General features: G+C 66.7%; 23 protein-coding genes. 12 read left to right on the top strand and 11 right to left on the bottom strand.

The features are described from left to right. The 4 genes from Q8814_RS07240 to Q8814_RS07225 all read right to left on the bottom strand — a co-directional run. Window positions 1-298: PLP-dependent transferase (locus tag Q8814_RS07240; protein WP_330151340.1), on the bottom strand; the 298-nt coding region annotated here is incomplete at its 3' end. 14 nt (window positions 299-312) lie between these two features. Beyond that, window positions 313-1,698, bottom strand: a complete 1,386-nt coding sequence (locus Q8814_RS07235; protein WP_330151339.1) for a cystathionine beta-synthase — start codon at window positions 1,696-1,698, stop codon at window positions 313-315. 70 nt (window positions 1,699-1,768) lie between these two features. Further along, window positions 1,769-2,923: a sensor histidine kinase gene (locus Q8814_RS07230; RefSeq protein WP_330151338.1), complete on the bottom strand. Its 1,155-nt coding sequence runs from the start codon at window positions 2,921-2,923 to the stop codon at window positions 1,769-1,771. After that, a complete protein-coding gene (locus Q8814_RS07225; protein WP_330151343.1) occupies window positions 2,920-3,612 on the bottom strand; it encodes a response regulator transcription factor in 693 nt (230 codons plus the stop codon). The genes Q8814_RS07230 and Q8814_RS07225 overlap by 4 nt, the downstream gene beginning before the upstream one ends. A gap of 214 nt (window positions 3,613-3,826) precedes the next feature. On the opposite strand from Q8814_RS07225, the gene Q8814_RS07220 reads away from it, so the two are divergent. The 4 genes from Q8814_RS07220 to Q8814_RS07205 all read left to right on the top strand — a co-directional run bounded on the left by Q8814_RS07220 (window position 3,827) and on the right by Q8814_RS07205 (window position 8,495). Further along, entirely contained in the window at window positions 3,827-4,114 is a 288-nt protein-coding gene (locus tag Q8814_RS07220) for an SHOCT domain-containing protein (protein ID WP_330151337.1), read from the top strand. A 7-nt stretch (window positions 4,115-4,121) separates the two neighbouring features. Further along, window positions 4,122-5,510, top strand: a complete 1,389-nt coding sequence (locus Q8814_RS07215) for a multicopper oxidase family protein (RefSeq protein ID WP_330151336.1) — start codon at window positions 4,122-4,124, stop codon at window positions 5,508-5,510. 61 nt (window positions 5,511-5,571) lie between these two features. After that, a complete protein-coding gene (locus Q8814_RS07210) occupies window positions 5,572-6,279 on the top strand; it encodes a DUF305 domain-containing protein (protein WP_330151335.1) in 708 nt (235 codons plus the stop codon). A 50-nt stretch (window positions 6,280-6,329) separates the two neighbouring features. Beyond that, the gene (locus Q8814_RS07205) at window positions 6,330-8,495 is read left to right on the top strand and encodes a heavy metal translocating P-type ATPase (RefSeq protein WP_330151334.1); all 2,166 of its coding nucleotides are present in this window, start codon (window positions 6,330-6,332) and stop codon (window positions 8,493-8,495) included. Between the two features lie 87 nt (window positions 8,496-8,582). On the opposite strand, the gene Q8814_RS07200 is transcribed toward Q8814_RS07205, so the two are convergent. The 3 genes from Q8814_RS07200 to Q8814_RS07190 form a co-directional block, all read right to left on the bottom strand. Continuing rightward, entirely contained in the window at window positions 8,583-9,434 is an 852-nt protein-coding gene (locus Q8814_RS07200; protein WP_330151333.1) for a Bax inhibitor-1/YccA family protein, read from the bottom strand. A 118-nt stretch (window positions 9,435-9,552) separates the two neighbouring features. Then, a complete protein-coding gene (locus tag Q8814_RS07195; protein ID WP_330151342.1) occupies window positions 9,553-10,680 on the bottom strand; it encodes a class I SAM-dependent methyltransferase in 1,128 nt (375 codons plus the stop codon). Continuing rightward, window positions 10,677-11,039: a hypothetical protein gene (locus Q8814_RS07190; protein WP_330151332.1), complete on the bottom strand. Its 363-nt coding sequence runs from the start codon at window positions 11,037-11,039 to the stop codon at window positions 10,677-10,679. Before Q8814_RS07190 ends, Q8814_RS07195 begins: the two co-directional genes overlap by 4 nt. A 161-nt stretch (window positions 11,040-11,200) precedes the next feature. Here Q8814_RS07190 and Q8814_RS07185 point away from each other — a divergent pair, with 161 nt between their 5' ends. From Q8814_RS07185 to Q8814_RS07175, 3 genes are read left to right on the top strand one after another with little or no spacing between them, the layout of a single operon-like run. Then, window positions 11,201-14,710, top strand: a complete 3,510-nt coding sequence (locus tag Q8814_RS07185) for a protein kinase domain-containing protein (protein ID WP_330151331.1) — start codon at window positions 11,201-11,203, stop codon at window positions 14,708-14,710. 26 nt (window positions 14,711-14,736) lie between these two features. Beyond that, window positions 14,737-15,759 carry a magnesium transporter CorA family protein gene (locus tag Q8814_RS07180; RefSeq protein ID WP_330151330.1) on the top strand — a complete coding sequence of 341 codons (1,023 nt, stop codon included), beginning with the start codon at window positions 14,737-14,739 and terminating at the stop codon, window positions 15,757-15,759. A gap of 34 nt (window positions 15,760-15,793) precedes the next feature. After that, window positions 15,794-16,420: a class I SAM-dependent methyltransferase gene (locus tag Q8814_RS07175; protein ID WP_330151329.1), complete on the top strand. Its 627-nt coding sequence runs from the start codon at window positions 15,794-15,796 to the stop codon at window positions 16,418-16,420. Here the strand turns inward: Q8814_RS07175 and Q8814_RS07170 are convergent. After that, window positions 16,417-16,578 carry a hypothetical protein gene (locus Q8814_RS07170; protein WP_330151328.1) on the bottom strand — a complete coding sequence of 54 codons (162 nt, stop codon included), beginning with the start codon at window positions 16,576-16,578 and terminating at the stop codon, window positions 16,417-16,419. The genes Q8814_RS07175 and Q8814_RS07170 overlap by 4 nt on opposite strands. 144 nt (window positions 16,579-16,722) lie before the next feature. Here Q8814_RS07170 and Q8814_RS07165 point away from each other — a divergent pair, with 144 nt between their 5' ends. Then, complete coding sequence (locus Q8814_RS07165) at window positions 16,723-16,923, top strand: CsbD family protein (protein ID WP_330151327.1); 201 nt, start codon at window positions 16,723-16,725, stop codon at window positions 16,921-16,923. A gap of 71 nt (window positions 16,924-16,994) precedes the next feature. Here Q8814_RS07165 and Q8814_RS07160 read toward each other — a convergent pair whose 3' ends face one another. Beyond that, window positions 16,995-17,186: a hypothetical protein gene (locus Q8814_RS07160; RefSeq protein WP_330151326.1), complete on the bottom strand. Its 192-nt coding sequence runs from the start codon at window positions 17,184-17,186 to the stop codon at window positions 16,995-16,997. 291 nt (window positions 17,187-17,477) lie between these two features. On the opposite strand from Q8814_RS07160, the gene Q8814_RS07155 reads away from it, so the two are divergent. Continuing rightward, complete coding sequence (locus tag Q8814_RS07155; RefSeq protein ID WP_330151325.1) at window positions 17,478-17,618, top strand: hypothetical protein; 141 nt, start codon at window positions 17,478-17,480, stop codon at window positions 17,616-17,618. A 7-nt stretch (window positions 17,619-17,625) separates the two neighbouring features. On the opposite strand, the gene Q8814_RS07150 is transcribed toward Q8814_RS07155, so the two are convergent. Continuing rightward, window positions 17,626-19,314 (bottom strand): hypothetical protein, encoded by a 1,689-nt coding sequence (locus Q8814_RS07150; protein WP_330151324.1) that lies wholly within the window; start codon window positions 19,312-19,314, stop codon window positions 17,626-17,628. 188 nt (window positions 19,315-19,502) lie between these two features. Here Q8814_RS07150 and Q8814_RS07145 point away from each other — a divergent pair, with 188 nt between their 5' ends. Next, the gene (locus tag Q8814_RS07145; RefSeq protein WP_330151323.1) at window positions 19,503-19,868 is read left to right on the top strand and encodes a hypothetical protein; all 366 of its coding nucleotides are present in this window, start codon (window positions 19,503-19,505) and stop codon (window positions 19,866-19,868) included. A gap of 9 nt (window positions 19,869-19,877) precedes the next feature. Here Q8814_RS07145 and Q8814_RS07140 read toward each other — a convergent pair whose 3' ends face one another. Next, the gene (locus tag Q8814_RS07140; RefSeq protein WP_330151322.1) at window positions 19,878-20,237 is read right to left on the bottom strand and encodes a hypothetical protein; all 360 of its coding nucleotides are present in this window, start codon (window positions 20,235-20,237) and stop codon (window positions 19,878-19,880) included. 361 nt (window positions 20,238-20,598) lie between these two features. On the opposite strand from Q8814_RS07140, the gene Q8814_RS07135 reads away from it, so the two are divergent. Continuing rightward, on the top strand, window positions 20,599-21,843 hold the full coding sequence (locus Q8814_RS07135) for a lipase family protein (protein WP_330151341.1): 1,245 nt from the start codon (window positions 20,599-20,601) through the stop codon (window positions 21,841-21,843). A 177-nt stretch (window positions 21,844-22,020) separates the two neighbouring features. Continuing rightward, entirely contained in the window at window positions 22,021-24,366 is a 2,346-nt protein-coding gene (locus Q8814_RS07130) for a galactose oxidase-like domain-containing protein (RefSeq protein WP_330151321.1), read from the top strand. Window positions 24,367-24,840: the final 474 nt, after the last annotated feature.

The raw sequence follows: 24,840 nt of genomic DNA, 5'->3' as shown, positions 1-24,840 counted from the left end.
CGAGGTGATCGCCCGGGCGCAGCACCGACCGCAGCAGGCAGTCCGTGGCGGCCATGCCGGATCCGAAGGCCCGGCCGTAGGCGCCGTTCTCGAGAGCCGCGAGATTGGCTTCGAGGGGGCGGCGCGTGGGGTTGCCGGTGCGCGCGTACTCGAAGCCGTTGCGCATCTCCCCCACGCCGTCCTGCGCGAACGTCGACGACGCGTAGATCGGTACGTTCACGGCGCCCGTCTGGGGGTCGGGCTCGTAGCCGGCGTGGATGGCGCGAGTCGCGAAACCGTGTGCAGTGTTGTCGGTCATGTGTAATCGGTGTCCTATCGGCCTTCGGAGATGAAACCAAGCAGGTCGTGGCGGGTGATGACGCCGACGGGCTTGCCGTCGTCGATCACCATGAGCGCGTCGGTGTCGCCGAAGGCCTTGGTCGCGGCGGCAACGGATTCGCCGACGCCGATGTTGGGCAGTGCCGGGCTCATGTGCTTCTCGACGGGGTCGGCGAGCTGGGCCCGGCCTTCGAACACGGCGCTGAGCAGTTCGCGTTCGCTGACCGCGCCGGCCACCTCACCGGCGGTGATCGGCGGTTCCGCGCCGACGACGGGCATCTGCGAGACGCCGTATTCGCGGAGGATCTCGATGGCGTCGCGCACGGTCTCGGACGGATGGGTGTGGACGAGGGCCGGCATGTCGCCGGACTTGCCGCGCAGCACGTCGCCGACCGTGGAGTCGTCGGGTTTGCCGTCGAGCGGGGTGCGCAGGAAGCCGTAGCTGGCCATCCACTTGTCGTTGAAGATCTTCGACAGGTAGCCGCGGCCGCCGTCGGGCAGCAGCACGACCACGACCGCGTCGGGGCCTTCCCGCTCGGCGACCTGCAGGGCCGCGACGACGGCCATGCCGCACGAACCACCGACGAGCAGGCCTTCCTCGCGGGCGAGGCGGCGGGTCATCTCGAACGAGTCGGCGTCGGAGACCGCGATGATCTCGTCGGGGATCGACGGGTCGTACGCCGTCGGCCAGAAGTCCTCTCCGACACCCTCGACGAGGTAGGGCCGGCCGGTTCCGCCGGAGTAGACGGATCCTTCGGGATCGGCGCCGACGACCTTGACCTTGCCGCCGGACACCTCCTTGAGATAGCGGCCGGCACCGGAGATGGTCCCGCCGGTGCCGACACCCGCAACGAAGTGGGTGATCCTGCCGTCGGTGTCGTTCCAGATCTCGGGTCCGGTGGTTTCGTAGTGGCTCTCCGGTCCGCCCGGGTTGGAATACTGGTTGGGCTTCCAGCCGCCGGGGAGTTCGGCGGCGAGCCGGTCGGAGACGGTGTAGTAGCTGTCCGGGTGCTCCGGCGGCACCGCGGTGGGGCACACGACGACTTCGGCGCCGTACGCGCGGAGCACGTTCCGCTTGTCTTCGCTGACCTTGTCGGGGCAGACGAATACGCACTTGTAGCCGCGCTGCTGCGCGACGAGGGCCAGGCCGATGCCGGTGTTGCCGGAGGTCGGTTCGACGATCGTGCCACCCGGCTTCAGTTCACCCGAAGCCTCGGCGGCGTCGATCATCTTCACGGCGATGCGGTCTTTCGAACTACCGCCGGGATTGAGGTATTCGACCTTCGCTGCCACCAGCGCCGATCCGGGTTTCACCACCGAGTTGAGCTTGACGAGGGGGGTGTTTCCGATGAGGTCGACGACAGTATCCGCGATGCGCATACCACCATGTTCTCAGACTGTCGTACCCACGGGGTTGCCGCCCGCCGGATGCGGCAGCCGCGCTGCGAGGTCAGCGCGCCGTGCCGGGCAGTTCGATCGTGAAGCTTGCTCCACGACCCGGCCCGTCGCTGCGGGCGCGGATGCAGCCGTGGTGCGCCTCGACGAGGGCGCGGCTGATGGTCAGGCCGATACCACTGCCACCGTGGCTGCGGTCCCGGGCGCCGTCGGCGCGGTAGAACCGGTCGAAGAGATGGTCGAGGTGTTCGGGGGCGATGCCGTCGCCGGTGTCGGCGACGGTGATCTCGGCGCGACCGTCCAGGCGTCTGCTGGTGACGGTGACGGTGCCGCCGTGAGGGGTGTGGCGCAGGGCATTGTCGAGCAGGTTCCCGAGGACCTGACCGAGCCGGTCCGGGTCGACCGTCACGGCCACGGAGTCGTCGATACGGCGGTGCAGCGCGACGCCTTTGCCGTCGTAGCGTTCCCGCACGGCGTCGACGGCGGTGGTGACGAGGGCGCCGGTGGTTGTGGGCACCGGCCGGATACGGGTGAGGTGCTCTTCGGCCCGGGAAATCGCGGTGATGTCGTGGGCGAGACGGCCCAGTCGACGGGTGGCGCCACGCAGAACCTGCATGGTGCCGTCGTCGAGGGTGCGGACACCGTCTTCGAGCGCTTCGAGGTAGGAGTCGAGTGTGGCTATCGGAGTGCGCATTTCGTGTCCGAGGTCGGCGAGCATGGTGCGGCGGGTGGTTTCGGTGGCGTCGAGCCTGCGGGCGAGCTCGTTGACGGTGACGGCGAGTTCGTCGAATTCGCGGCCGAGTCCGGGGCTGTTCACGCGGGTGTCGTAGTGGCCGTCCGCGATCCGGGCGGCGGACGCGGTCACCGCGGTCAGGGAACGATGGACGCGTCGGGTGATGTACCAGCTCACGGCCAGCGCCAGGAGCACCGCGATGGCGATCGCCAGACCCCAGGCCAGGATGATCGCCCGGGTGAACGCTTCTGCCACGTGGGCGGCTTGACCGGAGTTGTGGTCGATGCCGGCCCGACCGAGGTGATCGTGGAAGATGCCGGGCGCGAGGGCCGAGGCGACAAGCCACGCGCTCACCGCGCATCCGACCACCACTGCGGTCAGGGCAACGAACAATCGGGTGCCGAAATTCGACCCGACCGGCGCCTTCCGGTCGTCGGATCGGGAAGAGGAAATGCGTTCGCGTATGCCGGTTTTCATGATCCGCTGCCCATCCGGTAGCCGACACCGCGGACGGTGCGCACATAGCGGCCTTCGACGGCGTCGTCGCCGAGTTTGCGGCGGAGGTGACCGACATGCACGTCGACCAGATGCTCATCCCCTATCCAGGTCGGGCCCCACACGGCTTCGATCAGTTGGGCTCGGGTGAGCACGACACCGGGATCGCGTGCCAGGGCCGCCAGGACGTCGAATTCGGTGCGCGTGAGCGCCACCGGAACGCCCCCGACGGCGACTTCCCTGCCGACGACGTCGATCGCCAGGTCGCCGAAAACTCGGGATTGCGTGGCCGTAACCGGCTCGGCCGACCGGGCGGCGCCGGTGCGGGGCCGCCGCAGCATGGCCTGTATGCGAGCCATCAACTCGCGGGGACTGAACGGCTTGGTCATGTAATCGTCGGCGCCGACGGACAGTCCGATGAGGGTGTCGACCTCCTCGGCACGGGCCGTGAGCATCACCACGTATGCGTCGGAAAAGATGCGCAGCCGACGGCACACCTCGACACCGTCCAGATTCGGCAGCCCCAGATCGAGAACCACCACATCCGGATCCACCTGTCGGGCGAGGTCGACGGCGTCGGATCCGTCGCCGGTGACCGTGACCTCGAACCCGTCACGTTCGAGGTATGCAGCCACCAGATCCGCCAGCGACGTCTCGTCCTCGACGACCATCGCCCGCAGCCCGGTGGATGGGCGCTGCGCCGGCAGGTGATCGCTGGTCGTTGCGGGTGTGCGAGCGGAGGAGGCCATGGAGTCCATCATCACCAGGCCGTGCCGGTGTCGATGCTGCGGTGGGGCTTCTTGAGCAAATCTTCATACGACCTCCACACAAACCCGTGGGTATGCACGCCAACCTGGAGCACGAATCGATGAGAAGGAGACGATCATGATGGGCTGGGCATGGGGGTCGAGCTGGGCCGTGTGGACCGTCATGGCCGTGTGCATGCTCGCGTTCTGGGTGGTGGTGCTGTATTTGGTGGCCGTGCTGTTCCGTACAGACCGTGCGCGCGCGACGGGCAGCACCGACGACAGCTCCGATCCGTTGCGCCTGCTGGAGGCGCGTTTCGCTCGCGGGGAGATCGAAGCCGACGAATTTGCAGCACGCAGGCAACTGCTGACGCAGACCCCCGGCACCACCGAGGCCCCCGACCGGCGTGGGCGCGCCCATGGCTAGTACGCCGGTGACAGCCTCGTCCGAGACTGTGCGCCGACTCGAGCAGCAGCGCCGCGCCGCCGGCCAACAGGTGGTCTCCGCCCGGTTGACCGCTCGTCCGGTCGAGGTGGATCTCGGCGGGCGCATCGTCTCGACCTGGGGCTACAACCACAATCTGCCCGGGCCGCTGATCCGAGCACGCGCAGGGAACCTGCTTCGAGTGGAGGTGGACAACCGACTGCCTGCGCCGACGAGCGTGCACTGGCACGGTCTCGCGCTGAGCAACGACATGGACGGGGTTCCCGGGCTGACCCAGGATCCGATCACCGCCGATGAAGCGTTCACGTACGAGTTCACCGTCCCGGATCCGGGCACGTACTTCTACCACTCGCATTCCGGGCTCCAGCTCGACCGGGGCCTGTACGGCGTCCTCGTCATCGACGACCCGAACGAGACCGGGGACCACGACCACGAATGGATCGTGGTGCTCGACGACTGGCTCGACGGCACCGGACGCACTCCCGACGACGTCGCCCGCGACCTCGGCATCGGCGTCGGCGTCGCAGACGAAAGCAGCGGCGCCGACATGGACGGAATGGATATGGGTGAGGAGTCGATGCTCTCACCGCTGCTCGGCGGCGCCGGGGACGTCACTTATCCGCACTATCTGGTCAACGGCCGGATCCCGGAGGACCCGCCGGTCTTCACCTCCGCACCGCGCCGGCGGGTACGGATCCGGTTCGTCAACGCGGGTTCGGACACCGCGTTCCGCGTCGCCCTGGGCGGACACCGGATGACGGTCACCCACACCGATGGATTCCCGGTTGTACCGCAGGACACCGATGCCCTGCTGATCGGCATGGGTGAGCGATTCGATGTGCTTGTCACCTTGGGCGACGGCGCCTTCCCGCTGTTTGCCCAGGCAGAAGGCAAGACCGGGCACGGGCTGGGGATCGTGCGCACCGGCCACGGCGCCCTGCCGGCGCACGCCCGGCCGGACGAGTTGGACCGGCGGGTATTGCTCGGCACCGATCTGGCTCCGGGCGAGGATGTGCGCTTGGCCGGGCGGGACCACGATCTGTATCACAGCGTGGATATGGGCGGGACCATGTCGCCGTACCGGTGGACCCTCAACGGCCGCACCCACCCGGACATCCCGCCCCTGAACGTCAGCGAAGGACAGCGGGTGCGCATGCGGATGCGGAACATGTCGGACATGTTTCACCCGATGCACCTGCACGGACACACGTTCGCGCTCGCCGACAGCGGGTTGCGCAAGGACACCGTCACGATCCGGCCGATGCGCACCGTCGAAATCGACTTCGACACCGACAACCCCGGCCAGTGGGCCCTGCACTGCCACAACGCATATCACCAGGAGGCAGGAATGATGGCCACCATGTCTTATCTGGCCTGACGCCGAGATCGGCCGGCCGCCGGTTCAGCTGTGCTCCATGACCGTTCGACGAAGGAATCCTATGAACAAGAAGACTCTCGCTGCCGGAGCGACGGCGCTCGCCGTGGTGTTCTCGGTGGCTGCCTGCAGCGACTCCGGCACCGAAACCGCCACCACCGCATCGTCGGCGGAGACCTCGGCGACCACCTCACCCGCAGAGAACGCCGCAGCGCACAATCAGGCGGACGTGATGTTCGCGCGGATGATGATCCCGCACCACGCCCAGGCCGTCGAGATGAGCGACATGCTGCTGGGCAAGGACGGCATTCCCGAGCCCGTACGGGCCCTGGCCGAGCAGATCAAGGCCGCCCAAGGCCCGGAGATCGACGAGATGAACTCCTGGCTCGAGCAGTGGGGCGAACCGAGGATGCCGGACGGTATGCCGGGAGCAGGGCCCAACAGGCCCGGAATCACCTCCATGCCCCTGCCCTCCATGCCCATGACATCCATGCCCGGCATGGGCCGCGGCATGCCCGACACCGACGACATGCCCGGTATGGGCGGCATGATGAACGCGCAGGACATGCGGGCACTTGCCGACGCGCAGGGCACCGAAGCCACCCGTCTGTTCCTGACCCACATGATCACCCACCATGAGGGTGCGATCGACATGGCCGAGACCGAAATCCGGAACGGGCAATACCCCGATGCGGTGGCGATGTCCCGCAGCATCGTCGAAACCCAGCAGCAGGAAATAGACACCATGCGCCAATTGCTGACCACCCTGTAGAGAGCCCACTCGGTTCTCTCGACTCGGCACAGTCATTCAGGAGTTCTTCGATGTCGCACCCGGAACACGGACACTCCCACCCGGCACCGACCGGGCACGACCACGGCACCTCCACGCAGAGCCCACCACCGGACGTCCGGGATCCGGACGCCGGCCACGGCGAGCATCTTGCCCATGTCGGGCCGGGCGATCACACCGGACACGGGGGCCACGATCGGCACGCCGGCCACGGAGCACACGGCGAGATGTTCCGCCGCCGGTTCTGGATCGCTCTGGTGCTGGCGGTGCCGGTCGTCGGGTTCAGTCACATGGTCGCCGAGCTGCTCGGCTACACCATGCCGAACTTCCCCGGCGCCATGTGGATCCCCCCGGTCCTGGGCACGGTGATCTTCGTCTACGGCGGCATGCCGTTCCTCACCGGCGGCTGGGCCGAACTGCGCTCACGCCGGCCCGGAATGATGCTGCTGATCGCCATGGCGATTAGCGTCGCGTTCATCGCGTCCTGGGTCACCACCCTCGGTATCGGCGGTTTCAACCTGGACTTCTGGTGGGAACTGGCTCTGCTCATCGTGATCATGCTGCTCGGGCACTGGCTCGAGATGCGCGCCCTGGGCTCGGCGTCCGGCGCCCTCGAGGCGCTGGCCGCGATGCTGCCGGACACCGCGGAGAAGATCACCGGCGACGGCAACCGCGAGGTTCCGATCTCGGAGTTGTCCCGCGGGGATCTGGTGCTGGTGCGAGCCGGGGCCCGAGTCCCCGCCGACGGCACCGTCACCGACGGCCGCGCGGAGGTCGACGAATCGATGATCACCGGCGAATCCAAGGCGGTGACCCGCGAGGTCGGGGACACCGTCGTCGCCGGCACCGTCGCCACCGACAGCGCCCTGCGCGTGCAGGTCACCGCCGTCGGCGAGGACACCGCCCTGGCGGGCATCCAACGCATGGTTGCCGACGCCCAGTCCTCGTCCTCGCGCGCGCAAGCACTGGCGGACAAGGCTGCGGCATTCCTGTTCTACTTCGCCGGAGGCGCAGGCATCCTCACCTTTGCAGTGTGGTCGCTGCTCGGCAACCTCGACGAGGCCGTGGTCCGCACGGTCACCGTGCTCGTCATCGCCTGCCCCCACGCCCTCGGCCTGGCGATCCCGCTGGTCATTGCCATCTCCACCGAACGCGCCGCCAAAGCCGGAGTGCTCGTCAAGGACCGGCTCGCTCTCGAACGCATGCGCACCGTCGACGTGGTGCTCTTCGACAAGACCGGCACCTTGACCCGTGGACGGCACCAGGTCACCGGTATCGCCGCCACCACCGGCATCAGTGAGGAACATCTGCTCGCACTCGCCGCAGCGGTCGAATCCGACAGCGAACATCCCGTGGCGCGGGCCATCGTCGCCGCCGCCGGGTCTCGTGTCCCGGCGACCGAGCAGATCACCGCCACGGACTTCCGTTCCCTGCCGGGACGCGGGGTGCGCGCGATCGTCGACGGCACCGAAGTGACGGTCGGGGGCCCGGCCATGCTCAGCGATCTGCGGTTGGCGGTGCCCGACGATGTCGCCGCCGTCACCGGCGGGTGGGTGCAGCGCGGAGCCTCGGTACTCCACCTCGCACACGGCGACCGGGTGCTCGGCGCGGTGGCGCTGGAAGACGCCGTTCGCGACGAATCTCGTCAGGCCATCGACGCGCTGCACGCCCGCGGAGTGAAGGTCGCGATGATCACCGGCGACGCGCAGCAGGTCGCCGACGCCGTCGCCGCCGATCTCGGTATCGACGAGGTCTTCGCCGAGGTACTGCCCGAACACAAGGACGCGAAGGTCACCGAACTGCAGAATCGCGGGCACAGGGTCGCGATGGTCGGCGACGGCGTCAACGACGCACCGGCCCTCGCCCGTGCCGATGTGGGCGTCGCGATCGGCGCCGGCACCGATGTGGCCATCGAATCCGCCGGTGTGGTGCTCGCGGCGAACGATCCCCGCGCGGTGCTGTCGATCGTCGAACTGTCGCGTGCGAGCTACCGGAAGATGTGGCAGAACCTGGTGTGGGCGACCGGTTACAACATCATCGCGGTTCCGCTCGCCGCGGGCGTCCTGGCGTTCGCCGGGGTCGCGATCTCGCCCGCCGTCGCCGCGATTCTCATGTCGGTCTCCACCATCGTCGTCGCGCTCAACGCCCAGCTGTTGCGCCGCCTCGACCTCGATCCCGGTCGCCTGGCCCAGACCTGACCCGACCCGGCCACCAGCCGAGCATGCACAGCACGAACGACAGCGGCCGGGCCACCCGAAGGTGGCCCGGCCGCTGAGCGCTGTGAACTAGTCGTTCTGGAAGTAACTGAGCAGTCGCAGGATCTCGACGTACAGCCAGACCAGGGTGACGGTGAGGCCGAGCGCGACGCCCCATGCAGCCTTCTCCGGCGCCTGGGCGCGGATCAGCTGATCGGCGGAATCGAAGTCCAGCAGGAAGCTGAACGCGGCGATGCCGATGCACACGAGGCTGAAGATGATGGCAAGCGGGCCGCCGTCGCGCAGACCGAGGCCGCCGTCGATGAAGAAGCTCGCGACGATATTGCCGAGCGCAAGGATGAGGACACCGACGAGGGCGCCGACGATCATGCGGGTCAGGCGCGGAGTGACGCGGATGGCGCCGGTGCGGTAGACGACGAGCATGCCGAAGAACACACCGAACGTGCCCAGCACAGCTTGCGCGATGAGCGTCGAACCACCCGTTCCACCGAAGGTGATGTCGGTGAACATGAACGACAGCGCGCCGAGGAACACACCTTCGGCCACCGCATAGGCCAGAACGATGGCCGGGTTGTCCATCTTGCGACCGAACGTCGCGACGAGCACGAGAACGAGGCCGATGAGACCACCGCCGATGACGAACGGCACGGCCAGGTCCACATTGGAGTTGACCAGGACGTAGGAGATGAGAGCGGAGACCGCGAGCACGCCGAGCGTGATCCCGGTCTTGGTGACGACGTCGTCGATCGTCATCGTCCGCTGGTCGGTGGGACGGGCCCACTGGTCGGCCGGCGCGTGCTGCGGCTGGCCGAATTGCTGAGTGACCTGCGCGGCGCCTGCCGTCGCAGAGCCGAACGTGGCGTATCCGCCGCCCTCTTGCTTGGGCAGGTTGCGGAACACCGGGTTACTGGTGGTGCGCACCGTGCACTTCCCTTCTGATGGTCGCTACTGTCCGTTCAACGAGGCGGCCGCGACGGAAGTTCCCGAATTGTCGGAACGGATCCCCACGTCGCAGCGCGTCCCTCGGACAAACCGGACTCTACCGGGTGCGCACGGATCGGGTGACGACGAATTTGGGGTTGCGCCCCATGACCTCGGTAGGTCCGACGATCCGCCGAAGCGCCACGCGATAGTTCAGGTGCCTGTTGTAGACCGTCCACAATTCCCCGCCGTCGCGCAGGATGCGGGCGGCCGCGTCGAACATCTTGACGGCCGCACCCGCGTGCACGGCCGCACCGAGGTGGAACGGCGGGTTGCACACCACGAGGTCGACGGAGGCATCCGGCAGCGATTCGGCGACGTCGTCGCGGAGCACCTCGACACGGTCGGCGACCCCGTTGGCGGCGGCGGTCGCGGCGGTCGAGGCGACGGCCGCCGCGGAGTGGTCGGTGGCAATCACGCGGACGCCGGGTCGCTGCCGGGCCAGCAGAACCGCCAGAATGCCGGTGCCGCAGCCCAGATCGACGGCGACGGTCGCGTCGTCGCGGGTACGCGGCAGGAAGTCGACGAGGAAGCGGGTACCGATGTCCAGGCGAGGACCGGCGAACGCCGAGCCGTGGGCGACGACGTCCAGGTCGAGGTCGGCGAGGTGCTCACTCACCGGATAGGTCGGTTCTCCCGGCGTCGGGACGCGGGCGGTGAGCACGCGGGACTTCTGGCGGCCGCGTGAGGCGCGGACCTCGTCGAAGGATATGCCGAGCACGTCGTTCATCGCGACGGTGATGTGCTTGTCGCGCCCGCCCGCGAACACCGTGACGTCCGGGTCCGCGTACCGGGCAATGGTCTCGGCGATCTCGGTGAGAGCGCTCAGCGACCTCGGCAGCCGCAGGAGCACGACGCGGGCACCGGCCAAAAGATCGGCGCCCAGTCCGTGGGTCGTGTATCGGCCGGTCAGGTCTTCACGTTCGGCGTTGGCGGCCAGGGCACGCTCGGATACCAACGAGTCCTGATGCACCCGAAGCGCGGTCGCGCCGTGGCGAACGGCGACTCCGAGGGTGAGGGCGCCGTAGTCGTCGTCGATCACGACAACGGTGCCGGCGGGCGCTGCCGCAAGCGCGGCGTCCGCTTCGTCGAGGATGAGGCGGTCTGCTGCATCTACCGCGAACAGGTTGGGCGCTTCCACGTCCGGGAAGCGCCGCAACCTGTCGAACAATTCGCTGATGATCAGCACTGCCCCTTGCCGGCGTTTTCGATGGAACGAAGTGTATCGGCCTTCTGGTCCTCGCTCAGGTTCTCCCACTCGGGAAGCTGCTGCTGAGCATCGGCGACGGCCTGAGCTGCGGTGGCCCGATCCTGGCCCCAGGTTTCGAGTTCGTCGAGGTACGGAAGCAGTGCCTCGCAGTTCTCCTCGTAGCTCTTGCCGAGTTGCACACCTGTGCTGCCCTGCGCACCCCCCTCGGCCGAAGCCTCGGCGCTCGTGGTGGTGGTTGTGGTTTCCTCGGCCGAGTCGGATCCGTCGGAGGATCCGCACGCCGCCGCCAGCAGGACCACACCTGCGCCGAACAGCGCCGCGAGAGTCTTCTTCATTGATGTCCCACTTCTGATCGCAGTGTCATTTTGTCCGGGTCGTCGGCTGCCTTGTCGCGTCCCGGCCGGATCACGGTAATCCAGAACCTCGGATCGATCTCCGTCGGGCGTGCCTTGGGGGGACTATCCTGGAGAAACCGCATCCAGAGGTGATTGGACCCATGACCGAGAACGATCCGTTCGCCACCCGGCGCGGTCCGATTCCCGACGCTGCCGGCGATGCCGACGCCGACTCCGACACTGTGAGCTCGCTCGCTGTTGCCGGGTTCACCGATGCCGAACAGATCGGCCGTGGCGGCTTCGGGGTCGTCTATCGCTGCAGGCAGGATTCTCTCGACCGCACGGTCGCGGTCAAGGTGCTCAGCGCATCGCTCGATCCCGACAATCTCGAGCGCTTTCTCCGCGAGCAGCGGGCGATGGGACGCCTGTCGGGCCACCCGCACATCGTCACCGTCCTGCAGTCGGGCACCACCGACACCGGCCTGCCCTACCTGGTGATGCACTATCACCCGCACGACTCACTCGAGGTGCGCATTCGGCGGCACGGTCCGTTGCCGTGGCCGGAGGCGGTGAGCATCGCGATCAAGGTCGCGGGAGCACTCGAAACCGCCCATCGCTCCGGCGTGCTGCACCGCGACGTCAAGCCCGGCAACATCCTCATCACCGAGTACGGCGAACCGCAGCTCACCGACTTCGGGATCGCCCGCATCGCCGACGGCTTCCAGACTTCGTCCGACGTGATCACCGGGTCGCCCGCCTTCACCGCACCGGAGATCCTGCGCGGCAAGAATCCTACGGCCGCGGCGGATGTGTACGGATTGGCCGCCACCCTGTTCTGCAGCATCACCGGTCATGCCGCATACGAGCGCCAGGAGGGCGAGCGGATGGTGGCGCAGTTCCTACGGATCACCAGCCAGCCCGTCCCCGACCTGCGCGGCGAGGGTATTCCCGACGACGTGTGCAAGGCCATGGAGCAGGGAATGGCGACCGACCCTTCCGACCGCCCGCAATCGGCCGCCGAGTTCGGAGAGATGCTGCGCCGGATCGAACGTGCCCACGATGTGAGTGTGGACGAGATGGCGCTGCCCGACCCCTCGGTCACCGACCTCGCGCCCACCGGCGCCGCACCTCGGGAACTCAGCCAGTCGCATTCGTTCGAGTCGACAGCGTTCACGTCCCCGTCGACCGCTCCGGCTACCCGCTTCCGCCCCCCGGCGCCGGCCCGGCGTTTGGTGGACCGCGCACGCCTGATCAACCTGCTTCGCACCGGTCAGCGGCGGCGGCTCACCGCGATCCATGCCCCCACCGGTTTCGGGAAGTCCACGCTCGCATCGCAATGGCGCGATGTGCTCACCGCGGAGGGCGTACCCGTGGCGTGGCTCGCAGTCGACAGCGACGACAACAACGTGCTGTGGTTCCTCGCCCATCTGATCGAGGCGATGAAGCAGGTGCGGCCGCAGTTGGCCGGTCAGCTCCGCCGAATCCTCGAAACGCACGGCGACGACGCCGAGCGGTACGTGCTCAGCACACTGATCGACGAACTCCATACCGGCGGCGTGGCGACGACACTGGTCATCGACGATTGGCATCTCGTCACGTCCGAGAAAACCATTGCGGCACTGGAGTTCCTGCTCGATCGAGGATGTCATCACCTGCAGATCGTGGTAACCGGCCGCAACAGGGCAGGCCTGCCCATCAGCCGCATGCGCGTGCGGGACGAGCTGGTCGAAATCGACTCGACGGCATTGCGTTTCGATGTCGACGAGTCGGACGCTTTCCTGCGCGACATCGGCGGACTCGGGCTGAACAGCGAAGAAGTCGAGAACCTGACACAGGTGACCGAAGGGTGGGCTGCTGCACTGCAACTCGCATCGCTGTCGTTGCGCGACGCGGACAATCCCGCCGACCTCATCGGGCACCTCTCGGGTCGCCATCACGCCATCGGAGAATTCCTTGCCGACAACGTCTTGCACACACTCGAACCGGAGATGTACGAATTTCTGTTGCTCACCTCGATTCCGGACGAGATCAGCGGGGGCCTCGCGTCCGCCCTGACTGGCAATCCGCGCGCGCAGGCCATGCTCGAGGAGGCCGAGAACAGGGACCTGTTTCTACGGCACGCCGACGACGAATACATCTGGTTCCGCTACCAACATATGTTCCAGGACTTTCTGCGTCGACGTCTCGAGCGGGACCATCCCGACCGGATCGCCGACCTGCACCACCGTGCCGCCGAATGGTTCGCCAAGCACCACATGCTCAGCGAAGCCGTCGACCATGCCCTGGCGGCCGGGGACGAAGAGTTCGCTGTCGATGTGCTGGCCGAAGACGGAATGCGCCTCATGGAGCATTCACACATGGCCACGTTGCTGGCGTTGATCGACAAACTGCCGCGTTCGGCCGTAGTGCGGAACCCGCGACTCCAGCTGATCGCCGCCTGGGCCTGTGTTCCGTTGCAATACCTCGAGCGCGCAAGCAAATTGATCGACGGAGTACGCAATACGCTGGCCACGAGCGACCTGCCCACCTACGAGATCGCAGATCTGCGGCTCGAAGCCGACGTCATAGAGGCCGCTATCGCAATCTACTGCGATCACATCGGCCGGATCGATGAGCTCGTCGCCCCGTGTTTCGAGAAACCGGACGAGCTGTCTCCGTGGGTCGTTACGGCCGCAACCAACTTCGCCACCTACGCCGACATCTATCACTTCGAGTTCGACCGTGCCCGCCGACGCCAGGAGTGGGCCGAGCCCTATTTCCGCAGTACCCATGGTCCTTTTGCCGAAGTGTACGGCCACTGCCTGGCAGGTATCGCTGCCGGGGAACAACTCGATGTCGCGGCAGCGGAGAAATCATTCCGCACAGCCCTCCAGCTCGCACGCAAGTCGAGTAAAAGTCATTCACACGTAGCTCGTTTGGCGGCTGCTGTGCTCGGTGAACTGCTCTACGAGCAGGGCCGCCTGACCGAGGCCGAGGCCTTGCTCGACGAAAGCCACAAACTCGGTCCGGCCGGCGGCGTGCCCGATTTCATGATCGCCCGATACGCTGCCGCGGCGCGATTGAAAATGGTGCACGGAGAACGTGATGCGGCGATTGCGCTGCTCGACGAGGGCATGGAAGCGGCGCATCGATACGATCTGCCGCGACTGCGCGCTCGCATCCGGAACGAGCAGGCACGAATGGAATTGCCGCTGGCCGAGGTACCCGACCGCACGATGCCCGACTCGGACGAGCCGGGCGCCGACGGCATCGCCGAAGTCACCGCCCAGATCGAAGACGCAACCGTCATCCGTCTGATGTATCGGAGCGGAGACCCGGACGCCGCCGCGCGAGCTGTCGCGTGGGCTCGGCTGTGGCATCGCCGCACCGCTTCGAACGGTCGCCACCGCGCACATCTGCAGGCGACCCGCCTGCTCACCGCGTGTCTGTACGTGGCGGGCAGGATGGAGGAAGCCGAACGGGTACTCGCCGACGCCGTGGAGATGTGCGGAGCACGCGGGATGCTGCGGTACCTCGTCGACGGCGGCTCGTACGTCGTGGCCGTTCTCGAGATGTTGCAGGCCCGGCTGCAAGAAGAACGGTGGCCGGACGACTGGCCCGTCATCGACGCCGCATTTCTTGCGGAGATGCTGCGACTCGCCGAGTGCGGGCAGACGAGCACCCGGCTGTAGAAACGGGTCGCGTTGGGCACACTGCGATGGTGACTTTCGAAGACAGCAGCCCTGTCCGCACCCGCCTGTGGCGGGACGGAAAACTCGCCGAGGAGAACTACCCCCTCGCCACCGTGTCCGACTACCTGCAGGAGCCGGATGCGCTCGTATGGGTTGATTTCTGCGATCCGACCCACACCCAGTTGCTGGCGCTCGCGGAAGAGTTGGAGTTCGATCCGCACGCCGTGGAGGATGCACTCGCGCACGGCGAGCGGACGAAGGCGACCCGGTATGCCACCCACACGTTCCTCACCGTGTACGCGACACATCTGCATCCGGAACCCGAGCCGGGAGCCGAGGCCCACGAATCGCGCCTGCACACCACTCGCATCTCGGCGTTCATCGTGCCCAGAGGCATGGTCACGGTGCGCCGCGGCAGCCCCTTCGACATCGACGAGGTGGTGCGCCGCTGGGACGAAAACGCCGACCTGTTGAAGCACGGCCCCGGAGCACTGGTGCACGGACTGCTCGATACGGTCGTCGACGGCCAGTTCGACACCATCCAAGAACTCGACGACACGGCCGAGACCCTCGAGGACGACTTGTTCGAGGACAACGTCCCGACCAGGCTGATCCAGCGACGGGTCTATCGTCTCCGCAAGGAACTCGTGCAGCTGCGCCGGGTCGTGCTGCCGATGCGCGAGGTCGTGAACACAGTGCTGCGTCACCGCGCCGAGCACGGTAATTCCGTCGAGCTCGACAGTTGGTACACCGACCTGTACGACCACGTGATACGTGCGACGGAATGGAGCGATTCGCTGCGCGACATGGTGACCACCGTGTTCGAGACCAACCTGTCGTTGCAGGACGCCCACCTGAACACGATCATGAAGAAACTGACCAGCTGGGCCGCGATCATCGCCGTGCCCACGGCGGTGACCGGCTGGTACGGAATGAACGTCCCCTACCCCGGTTTCGGGCAGTGGTGGGGCGTACTCACGAGTGCGGGGGTCGTCTTCGGCGCGGCCGCAATGCTGTATGTGACGTTCAAGCGACGTGATTGGCTGTAGTGCCGGTCGAGGGATCGGCGGAGAGGCGACTGCAATGGGGTTCTATGCAGATCAGATTGTTCCCCGCCTGGTGAACGTTTCCTGCGGGATGGCGTTGCTCGGGCCCTCACGTAAACGGGTATGCGCGGGATTGCGGGGCCGCGTAATCGAGATCGGATTCGGGTCGGGCCTCAACGTCCCGTTCTATCCGGACACGGTCAGTTCTGTCAGCGCCGTCGAACCCTCCGATCTCGCGTGGGAACTGGCTCAGGAACGGCTCGCGAACTCGACTGTCCCGGTCGACCGTTCCGGCCTCGACGGGCAGTCTCTGCCCTTCGCCGACAATTCTTTCGACACGGCACTGTCCACCTGGACCATGTGCACCATCCCCGACGTGCACGCCGCGCTGTGCGAGATACGGCGGGTCCTCGAGCCGGGCGGAACCCTGCACTTCGTCGAACACGGGCTCGCGCCGGACGAGAACGTCCGGCGTTGGCAGCGCCGGCTCGAGCCGATTCAGAAAGCCGTCGCGGGCGGCTGCCATCTCACCCGAGAGATTCCGGCCCTCATCCGAGCCGCGGGTTTCGAGATCCGTGACCTCGATACCTTCTATGAGAAGGGCGCCCCGAAAGTCCTCGGTGCCCTCTCCCTCGGGGTCGCCGCGCCGGTTCGGGCGCTCTAGATCAACACCAGCACCAGGACGACGACAACTATCAGCGACACCAGCACCGCGGCCACCCACACGGCCGAGGATCGGCGTCGCTCCTGCCCACCGCGCACGAGTTCCGGATCGGCGTCCGGTGCGTCACCGATGGGATCGTTGTTGTTCGGTTCGGACATCAAACCTCCACCCTCCGCGACATGTACTGAGCAGTCTCGCACGGGTCCGACATCCGGTGCAGTGTTCGAGTTCTGTTTCGGCCGGCGAGAGGGCGGGTATTCACCGGCAGCGGGAACATCTCGCACGACTTACGAGGAGGATCGATGGCCGACTTCATCGACAAGGCGAAGCACAAGGCAGAAGAACTCACCGGTAAGGCCAAGGAGAACACCGGTAAGGCAACGGACAACCGCGACCTCGAAGCCGAGGGTAAGGGCGACCAGACCTCGGGTGGTCTCAAGCAGGCCGGCGACAAGGCCGGCGACGCGGTGGACGACGTCAAGAGGGCATTCAAGAACGACTGATCGACACACCGCATGGGTCGGGGGCCGCGCGACCGCGCGGCCCCCGACCCATCGGTATGGTGGCAGATCGGCTACGACGTGCCCTCGGTGTCGTCGAAGAAGTGCCAGGTGCCGTCCTCCTCGTGTTGCGCTTCCATCCGCCAGCCCAGTTCGCTGTTGTCCGCGCGCTTGTCGACGAACCATGCGTGCGCGTCGTCCGCACTGGCGATTTCCTTGGTCTCCACCACGTCGCCGTGGGGGTCGATCACTCTGTAAGTTGCCATGCCCGAGTACTTCCCGCCTTGTGACGGACTCAAACCTGCGGCGCGGCCGACGGGAATCCGGGGCAATTTGCCGGTTTTCGACCGTGTCGCACAGCGACAGTCTGCACCTGGGGTGTAGGGTGAAACCATCGACCGGCTCACAGCCTCCGAAAGTTTTCTTCGGACGAGCCTCGATGATCCCCTTCGAGCTGCACCCGAGTATCCGCGCACACGATGCGCGACCTCGACGCTCGCACCTCGTCGCAAACCCCTCGGCCGGTCTTCTCCGAGCCGAACCCGAAAGGACCCGCCATGAGCCGCTACACCGAAGAGAACAACCCACTGTTCCTGCAGCCGATCGACCCGAACGAGCCTGCGCCACCCGAGCCTGTGGTCCAGTCCGAGCAGGTCGGACCCCACGACTACACCTCGATTTTCTCTGCGCGTCCCTGAGCTTTTCTCACCGGGTCGCGAACTCCGCGAGAGCTCGCGACACCGGTTCCGCGCGGCCGTCGTTCTGATCGGCAGCCGCGGTGAGCACGTCGATGTGGTTGTAGCCGGGCAGGACGATCGGCACATCCCCCGGGTGACCCGACGGCGGTAGCGAGATCCCTCCACTGCCTTGCAGTGTGAGTACCGGGTTCCGTGCGACGCCGTCGCGGTGAATGCGCTGCGGCGCGGACGTCTGCGAGAGATCCGACGGAAGCCGCATCGGGAAGTACCACTCCGTGAAGTCCAATGGCGGCTCGGACAGGTTCCGCGCCAACTCACCGATCGATGTCACCTCACTCGCGCGGTTCGTGTAGCGCGCCTCGTCCGGCAAGGACGCCGCGGTACCGACCTCGTCGTAGTCCAGCCACCTGTACAGCACATCCGGCCGATACACCGCCGGAGACGCCTTCGGGGCGTCTCCGAAGGCGCCCGATGCCAACGTTTCCTGCGTTCCCGGAACCGGAAAGTGCTTGTCCTGAACCGGTCCTCCCGTGAGGAACCCGACGCTGGCCTGCAGGAAACCCAGCGGCTGGGAGTTGTCGTCGAGGATCGCGCCCAGCACAGCCTCGTTCGTCGCATTGAGGGTCCGCACATCCGGTTCCCCGGTCGCGAACATCGTGTAATCCTTCGCCAACAGCGTGCGCAGCGTCCAATCCACATTGGAATTGACGGGCATCCGCGCCACAAGTTCGTTGACGCCGTCGGGATCGAGCCGGGCGGCAAGTCCGGTCAGGGAAAGAAGATTCGTCGTCTCCGGGTTGATGACCGCCGGTAGCTGCAGTACCGGGCTCACCGCGGCAGCCGAGCCCGTGGTCGCCGCGAGCGACGCGGCCAACTCGTCGGGTAGTTCGGGAAGCGACGCCCCCACCGGGGCCGGTGAACCGGCCCGTATCACGGTGTCGAGCGCGAAATAGCCGGAACACTGGTTGTATCCGGCATCGTCGGTGGTGCCGGGGTTACCGTCGAAGTCCCACTCCGCGAAGTATCCCGTGATGAATCCGCCCATCGAATGTCCTCCGCAGAGCACCTTCTCCTTGCGCACTGCCTGGTCGGGGAATTCGTGTCGCAGGATGTCGTACTGGTCGCGCAAAGTCTGTTCGAGTCCGACGTGCGCGAGCCACGCGACGTCGGCGCCGCTTGCATGCCCCCCGAAACGTGCGCCGTCGATGTCGGCGCCGTGGAAGTAGTAGTCGGTGGCCGTGTCCAGATTCCCGGTCGCGAGGGCCGCCTGCACCCCGGTGTGGTCTTCGAGGCAGTTCGATCGCCTGTCGAGCGCCCAGAACTCGACGTGCGCACCCCTTTCGGCGGCCGCGACGACCGTATTGCGGGCGACGCTCTCGAATGCGCCCGCGCCCTCGAAGATTCCCGGCTGGGCGACGAGAACGCGGTCGGCGTCCACCGATTCGGCCGGGCCGTCCGCCGACCTCCACCGCAGATACGACACGCGGTCGCATTCGGGTGGGCGCGGACCCACCTCCGGTGGCAGCGGTGCCGATATCGAGACCACCGAACCGAGCACCCGATCCGCGAGCGGTGAGGTGGACGCGTACGGAAGTTCGGTTCTGCCTGCCGGCTGAGCACCGGCAGAGGGCAACAGCACAACCGCACCGGCGAGCACTGTTACCGCGGCCAACGTCATCTTCGACCCGCGTGGCACTACACAACCGATGCCCATGTGCCCCCACCCATGTCTGCGAACCCGATACCCAGGGGATCGAACCGCACTACCGGGGATTTGACAAGGAGCCGACCCGGATCCGCGTTCCGTCGACACGCTGCAGACGACTGCGCCAAGATCATCGCCGAACAAAACAATCCCCCGCCGCGGGCTTGGACCCGCGCGAGATGGCAAGGACGAAAACACACGACGACGTGGTGTCGTCGCAGAAGCTCGCGGATCTCGAATCGACCACCACGGCAGCGGGTCTCGTCGCGTCCTATGCCGGTATCAAATCGGAACAGACATCCGAGATACTCGCTCTGGTCGACGTGCACGGCGTCGAATCACTCACGCAGGCGGCCAAAAACGCGCACCGGCAGTCGAATCCGATGCTGCACGTGCACGGATGGCTACGCCTGTGGCGGGGCCTGCCGATCCGCCGGCGACCGCTGCCACCCACCTGCGGCGAGTGCGACGAGTACGGCCGGCTCGGCGACGACGCGCACGGACGCGCTGTCCGGTGCACGTGTCGCCGGCCTGCCGCTGCTTGACTGCGTCGGTCACCAAACGTGTACGACGCCACCACACGACGTGGTCGGGATGCTCCACAACGGAATACTGTTGACCGCGCTGACGGTGACCTCGACCTCGCCCGGGCCGGAGTCGACGTCGAAGCGCGCAACCCCACTGCCGGGGTAGCCGACATTGACCGAGTCGAGGACCGTGCCGCGCGCACCGGTGTTGCGGTTGTGCCAGTCGAGCCGCACGTCGGACCGGTAGCCGCCGGCGAAGAACCACAGGCTGGATACGTCGGGAAGGGAAAGCTCGATCCTGCCCGGCACCTGCTGCCAACCGAACAGGCGGGCCGGTGCGTACGGCTGGTCGAGAATGTAGGGACTGACGCCCCAGCACCGGTTCATCGGAATCTCGCTAGTGTCCGCCGTGGCCGGTCCAGCGCCCACAGCGAGTCCGGCAAGCATGCCGGCGGCAACAAAAGTGGAAGCGGCCATGCGTCGTAAGGGTCGTACGGTCATTTATTCCCCCCTTTTCGTGGATTTGTCGGAGCCAGTAGATCACTTCGAAGAGCATTCGCGGCACTATTTTTGCGTCATACAACTGGCGGAGAACCGCTGACCATACGGTTGTACGGCCTGAAATCGGTTGAGCCTTTGATAACCTCGGGTGCCGCCGTCTACCGGCGCACCACCAGCACTGGACGCCGATCGGTGATCCGGATCGGCCGGAATACCGATGGGTGCTGAGCAGTACAAGGAAGACGAGATGCGCCCGAGAATTACACGGCTCCCGGTACGGCAGGTCCGCGCCGCGATGGCGGTTGCAGCCACCGCAACGACCGCGCTCCTTGTTGCGACGCCTCCTGCAGGCGCGAACCCCATCGTCTATCCGGCTGCCCTCCAGGACGCGTTTTTCGGTACTCCGGCCGACCTCGGGGAGCGGCAACCCGGTGACGTCCTCGAGGCACGCGCTGCGCCGACGCCGCTGGGATTCCCCGATACCGATACCGTGCAGATCAAGTTCCGGTCGACAGACTCTGGCGGGCGGCCGATCTCGGCGGTGACGACGGTATTGTCGCCTCGCAATGCTGCGCCCGGCCGTCCACTGGTCTCGTACCAGGCGATCATCAACGCCCTCGGCCTCCAGTGCGCACCGTCGACCGCGTTGTACGCCTCGAATCCCCTCCGCGGTATCCGAGAATCACCGGGCCTGCTCATCGCCATCCAGAGAGGCTGGTCGGTGGCGGTGCCCGACCATCTCGGACCGAACAGCGCCTATGGAGCCGCGAAAGTTGGCGGACAGATCACCCTCGACGGAATCCGGGCTGCACAGCGATTCACCCCGCTCGGGCTCGCCGACAGCCCGGTCGGGATGGCGGGCTACTCCGGCGGCGGCATGGCCACCGCGATGGCGGCCGCACTCGCCCCGACCTACGCGCCGGAACTCGAACTCGCGGGCAGCGCGTACGGCGGCGTACCCATGGACATCGGCGAGATGGCCAAGGGACTCGGCGAATCGGCCCACCCCGCGTTCGGCCTTGCGATGGCAGCGGCGCTCGGACTCGAACGCGAATACCCGGACCGGATGCCGATCAGTTCTCAGCTGACCCAGCCGGGTCGAGAACTACGCGACCGGATCGCCAACGCCTGCACCAACGAAATCCTGACCTCCGGTGCCGGCCTGAGCATCGCCGACGTCGCCGACCCCGCCGTCGGTATGGAACTCCTCGACAACCCGTCCGTGCGAGAGGTGCTGAACGAGAACAGCGTCGAGAAGGTCACGTCGATTCCGAATGCCCCGGTGTACGAATGGCATTCACCCACCGATGTGCTCATTCCCCTGAACTCGATCACCACCACCCTGCGCAGGTACTGCGACGCCGGGCTGCCGGTTCAGTCCGAGGAGGTTGCGAGCCCCGACCACCTCACCGCCGCCGCGATCGGTCTTCCCGGCGCTCTGAACTTCCTCGAAGCCCGGTTCGCCGGCGCGGCGCCCCCGTCGAACTGCTGATCCGGTCGGAGCGGCAGCTGTCGAGGAACACCGTTTCGCTGGCGCCGTCCGGGGCCTCCTGTAGCCGAATGCCGGAGATGCGGCCGACGACCCGAAGCGCCGAGATCGATGTTCCCGCTCGGTTCCACCGCGAACTCCGTTGGGCCGTTGTTACGCTGCTCGCCGAGGGAGGCTGCTATGGCCGGCGGTTTCGTGGCTGTTCCGAACTGGTACGCCTGGGAAAATCATGACTGCGGCATCGCGGTTGCCGACATCGACGCCGACGGCGATCCGGATGTCGTCGTCCTCATGGTCGACAACCCGCAAGGCCAGAACGACGGGCTCTACCGAGTCGGCCATCACCTGGCCGCCGATGGCACCGTGGCCGACTGGGGACCGTGGATCACGATTCCCGATTGGTGGGGCTGGGAAAACCAGGGTGCCGGTATCGCCGTGGCAGACCTCGCCGGCGACGGCTCGCTCGATCTGATCGTCTTCGTCGTCGACAACCCGCCGAGCCAGAATTCCGGATATTTCCGCGTCGGCCGAGACCTGGCCGCCGATGGAACCGTCACCGGAGGATGGACGCCCTGGACGGCGATCCCCGACTGGTACGGCTGGGAGAACCAAGGCGCCGACATCGCGATCACGAGCCTCGACGGGCAGCCCACGCTCGTCGTCCTCGTCGTCGACAACCCACCCGGCCAGAACACCGGACAGTTCCGGCTGGGAATGGGATTGACACGGGACGGAACACTCACCGGCGGCTGGACGCCGTGGGTGGCCGTGCCGGACTGGTACGGCTGGGAGAACCAGGGCGCGGGCATCGCCGTAACCGATCTCGACGGCGACGGCCGGCCCGAGCTCATCGTGTTCGCGGTGGACAATCCGGCCGGCGAGAATGCCGGCCTCTACACCATCGGCTGGGGGCTGGACGGCTCCGGTCACGCCGTCGACGGCTGGAGTGTGTGGTCCCGGATCCCTGGTTGGGGGTTCTGGGAAAACCAGGGTGCCGGGGTGACCGTGCTCGACCGGGGCGACGGTGCCCGTCCGGAGCTGGTGGTGCTGACCGTCGACAATCCACCCCAGCTCAACACCGGATACGTGCGCCTGGTCGAACTCGTCGTGGACGTAGATCAGGCGCAGGACATGGGCCTCTGGCGACTACTGGACTTCGGCACCGAGATCAATCCCGTGCATGCGGCGCTGCTGCGCACCGGCGACGTGCTCTTCTTCGCAGGCTCCGGAAACGATGCGGATCAGCATGCAGCACAACAGTTCCGGACCCGCGTCTGGCATTATCCGAATCCCGGCCTCGACGCGCCGGACACCCCCATCGACCTGTTCTGCGTAGGCCAGAGCTTCCTTCCCGACGGGCGACTGCTCGCGGCAGGCGGAACCGAACGATACGACCCGTTCTACGGCCTGAAGGACGCGCTGATCTTCGACCCCGTCACGATGGCGTGGTCCCCGACCCAGCACATGGCGTACGGGCGCTGGTACCCGTCGCTGGTCACCCTCGCCGACGGGGACGTGGTCGCGGTGTCCGGGCTCGGCGCCGACAACCACCTCTCCGTGATCCCCGAGCGATACCACGGCGCGACCTCGACCTGGCCCGCGTTGCCGTCCCCCGGTCCGCTACCGATGTACGCACACCTGTTTCTGCTCGCCGACGGCCGGATCTTCTATACCGGAGGCCAATACGGCGGCAACAACGGTATGCGACCGTCGCTGTGGGATCTCGGCACAGGCCAAACCACGATCGTTGCAGGCCTGGCCGATCCCGGTTCACGGAACCAGGCCGCGAGCGTGCTGTTACCCCCGGCCCAGGATCAGAAGGTCATGATCCTCGGCGGCGGTGGTTTCGACCTGCACAGCCCGGCACCCGCGCTCGCCGACACCCGAATCGTCGACCTCGACGATGGAGCGCCCGTGTACCAGGCCGGCCCACCGATGATGCACGCCCGGATGCACCTGAGCGCGGTGTTGCTGCCCGACCGCACGGTGCTTGCAACCGGTGGCTCGGCGATGGAGGAGATGGCGCACGGCGCACCGCCCCACGCCGAGATCTACCATCCCACCACAGGGGTCTGGACACACACCGCAGCTTCTCGGGTACCCCGGCTCTACCACTCGGTCGCGCTGTTGACCCCCGACGGGAAGGTGGTCACCGCCGGATCGAATCCGGCCCGCAAGACCGAAGACTTGCGTATCGAAATGTACTGGCCGCCTTATCTGTTCCACGGTGAGCGGCCGACACTCGAGTTAGCCACCACCGGCGTGAACTACGGCGGAACGGTGACCGCGACCGTGCACGGCCCCGGCGCGCCGCAGTCGTTCAGCCTCGTCCGGCCCAGCGCCTGCACACATTCCTGCGACACAGAGCAACGCCTGGTCGACGTCGCCTTCACGGCCGGAGCAGGCGGAGCGGTGACCCTGCATCTGCCCACCAATGCCAACCTTGCACCGCCGGGCTGGTACATGGTGTTTGCCGTCGACGAGCACAAGGTGCCCTCGATCGGGCAATGGTTACACCTGAGCTGAGAAGCGTCCGGAGGAGCATCCACAACGCGGTTGTCTGCGGTTGCGGCAGCCGGCCGGCGCGGGGCGCTCAACCAGGTGCGGGGCCCCCGAGGTGTCAATGAGCGCCGGTCAGGGCCGGTGGGGCGTCGAAGCGGCGCCTGCGAACTCGATGAGCTCCGCCAGTGCGGCTATCACCCGCGGAATCTCCGTGTCCTGCCTGAGGTGAGCGTCCTTGTAGAAATCGATCAGGCGGGTGAACCAGATGTGATCCCAGCGGTCGATGAGTTGGCGACAAAAGCCTTGTAGTCCATGAGTGTCCCGTCCGGGTTCGTCACGTACGCACCGATGCAGTCCTGCACCTCCTCCCACAGTCCCCACTCGCCGCCGAACGCGGTCCGCACGGCGGTGAGCCGGTCCAGCAGGACCTGTCGTCGCGAGGCCCGAGTTGGATGAAGGGCAGGTCCGAGCGGATCCTCCGAGCCCGGGCCAGATACG

Source organism: Rhodococcus chondri (genome assembly GCF_036327435.1).
Lineage (GTDB): Bacteria > Actinomycetota > Actinomycetes > Mycobacteriales > Mycobacteriaceae > Rhodococcus > Rhodococcus chondri.
This window is presented reverse-complemented; position numbering and strand designations above follow the sequence as displayed.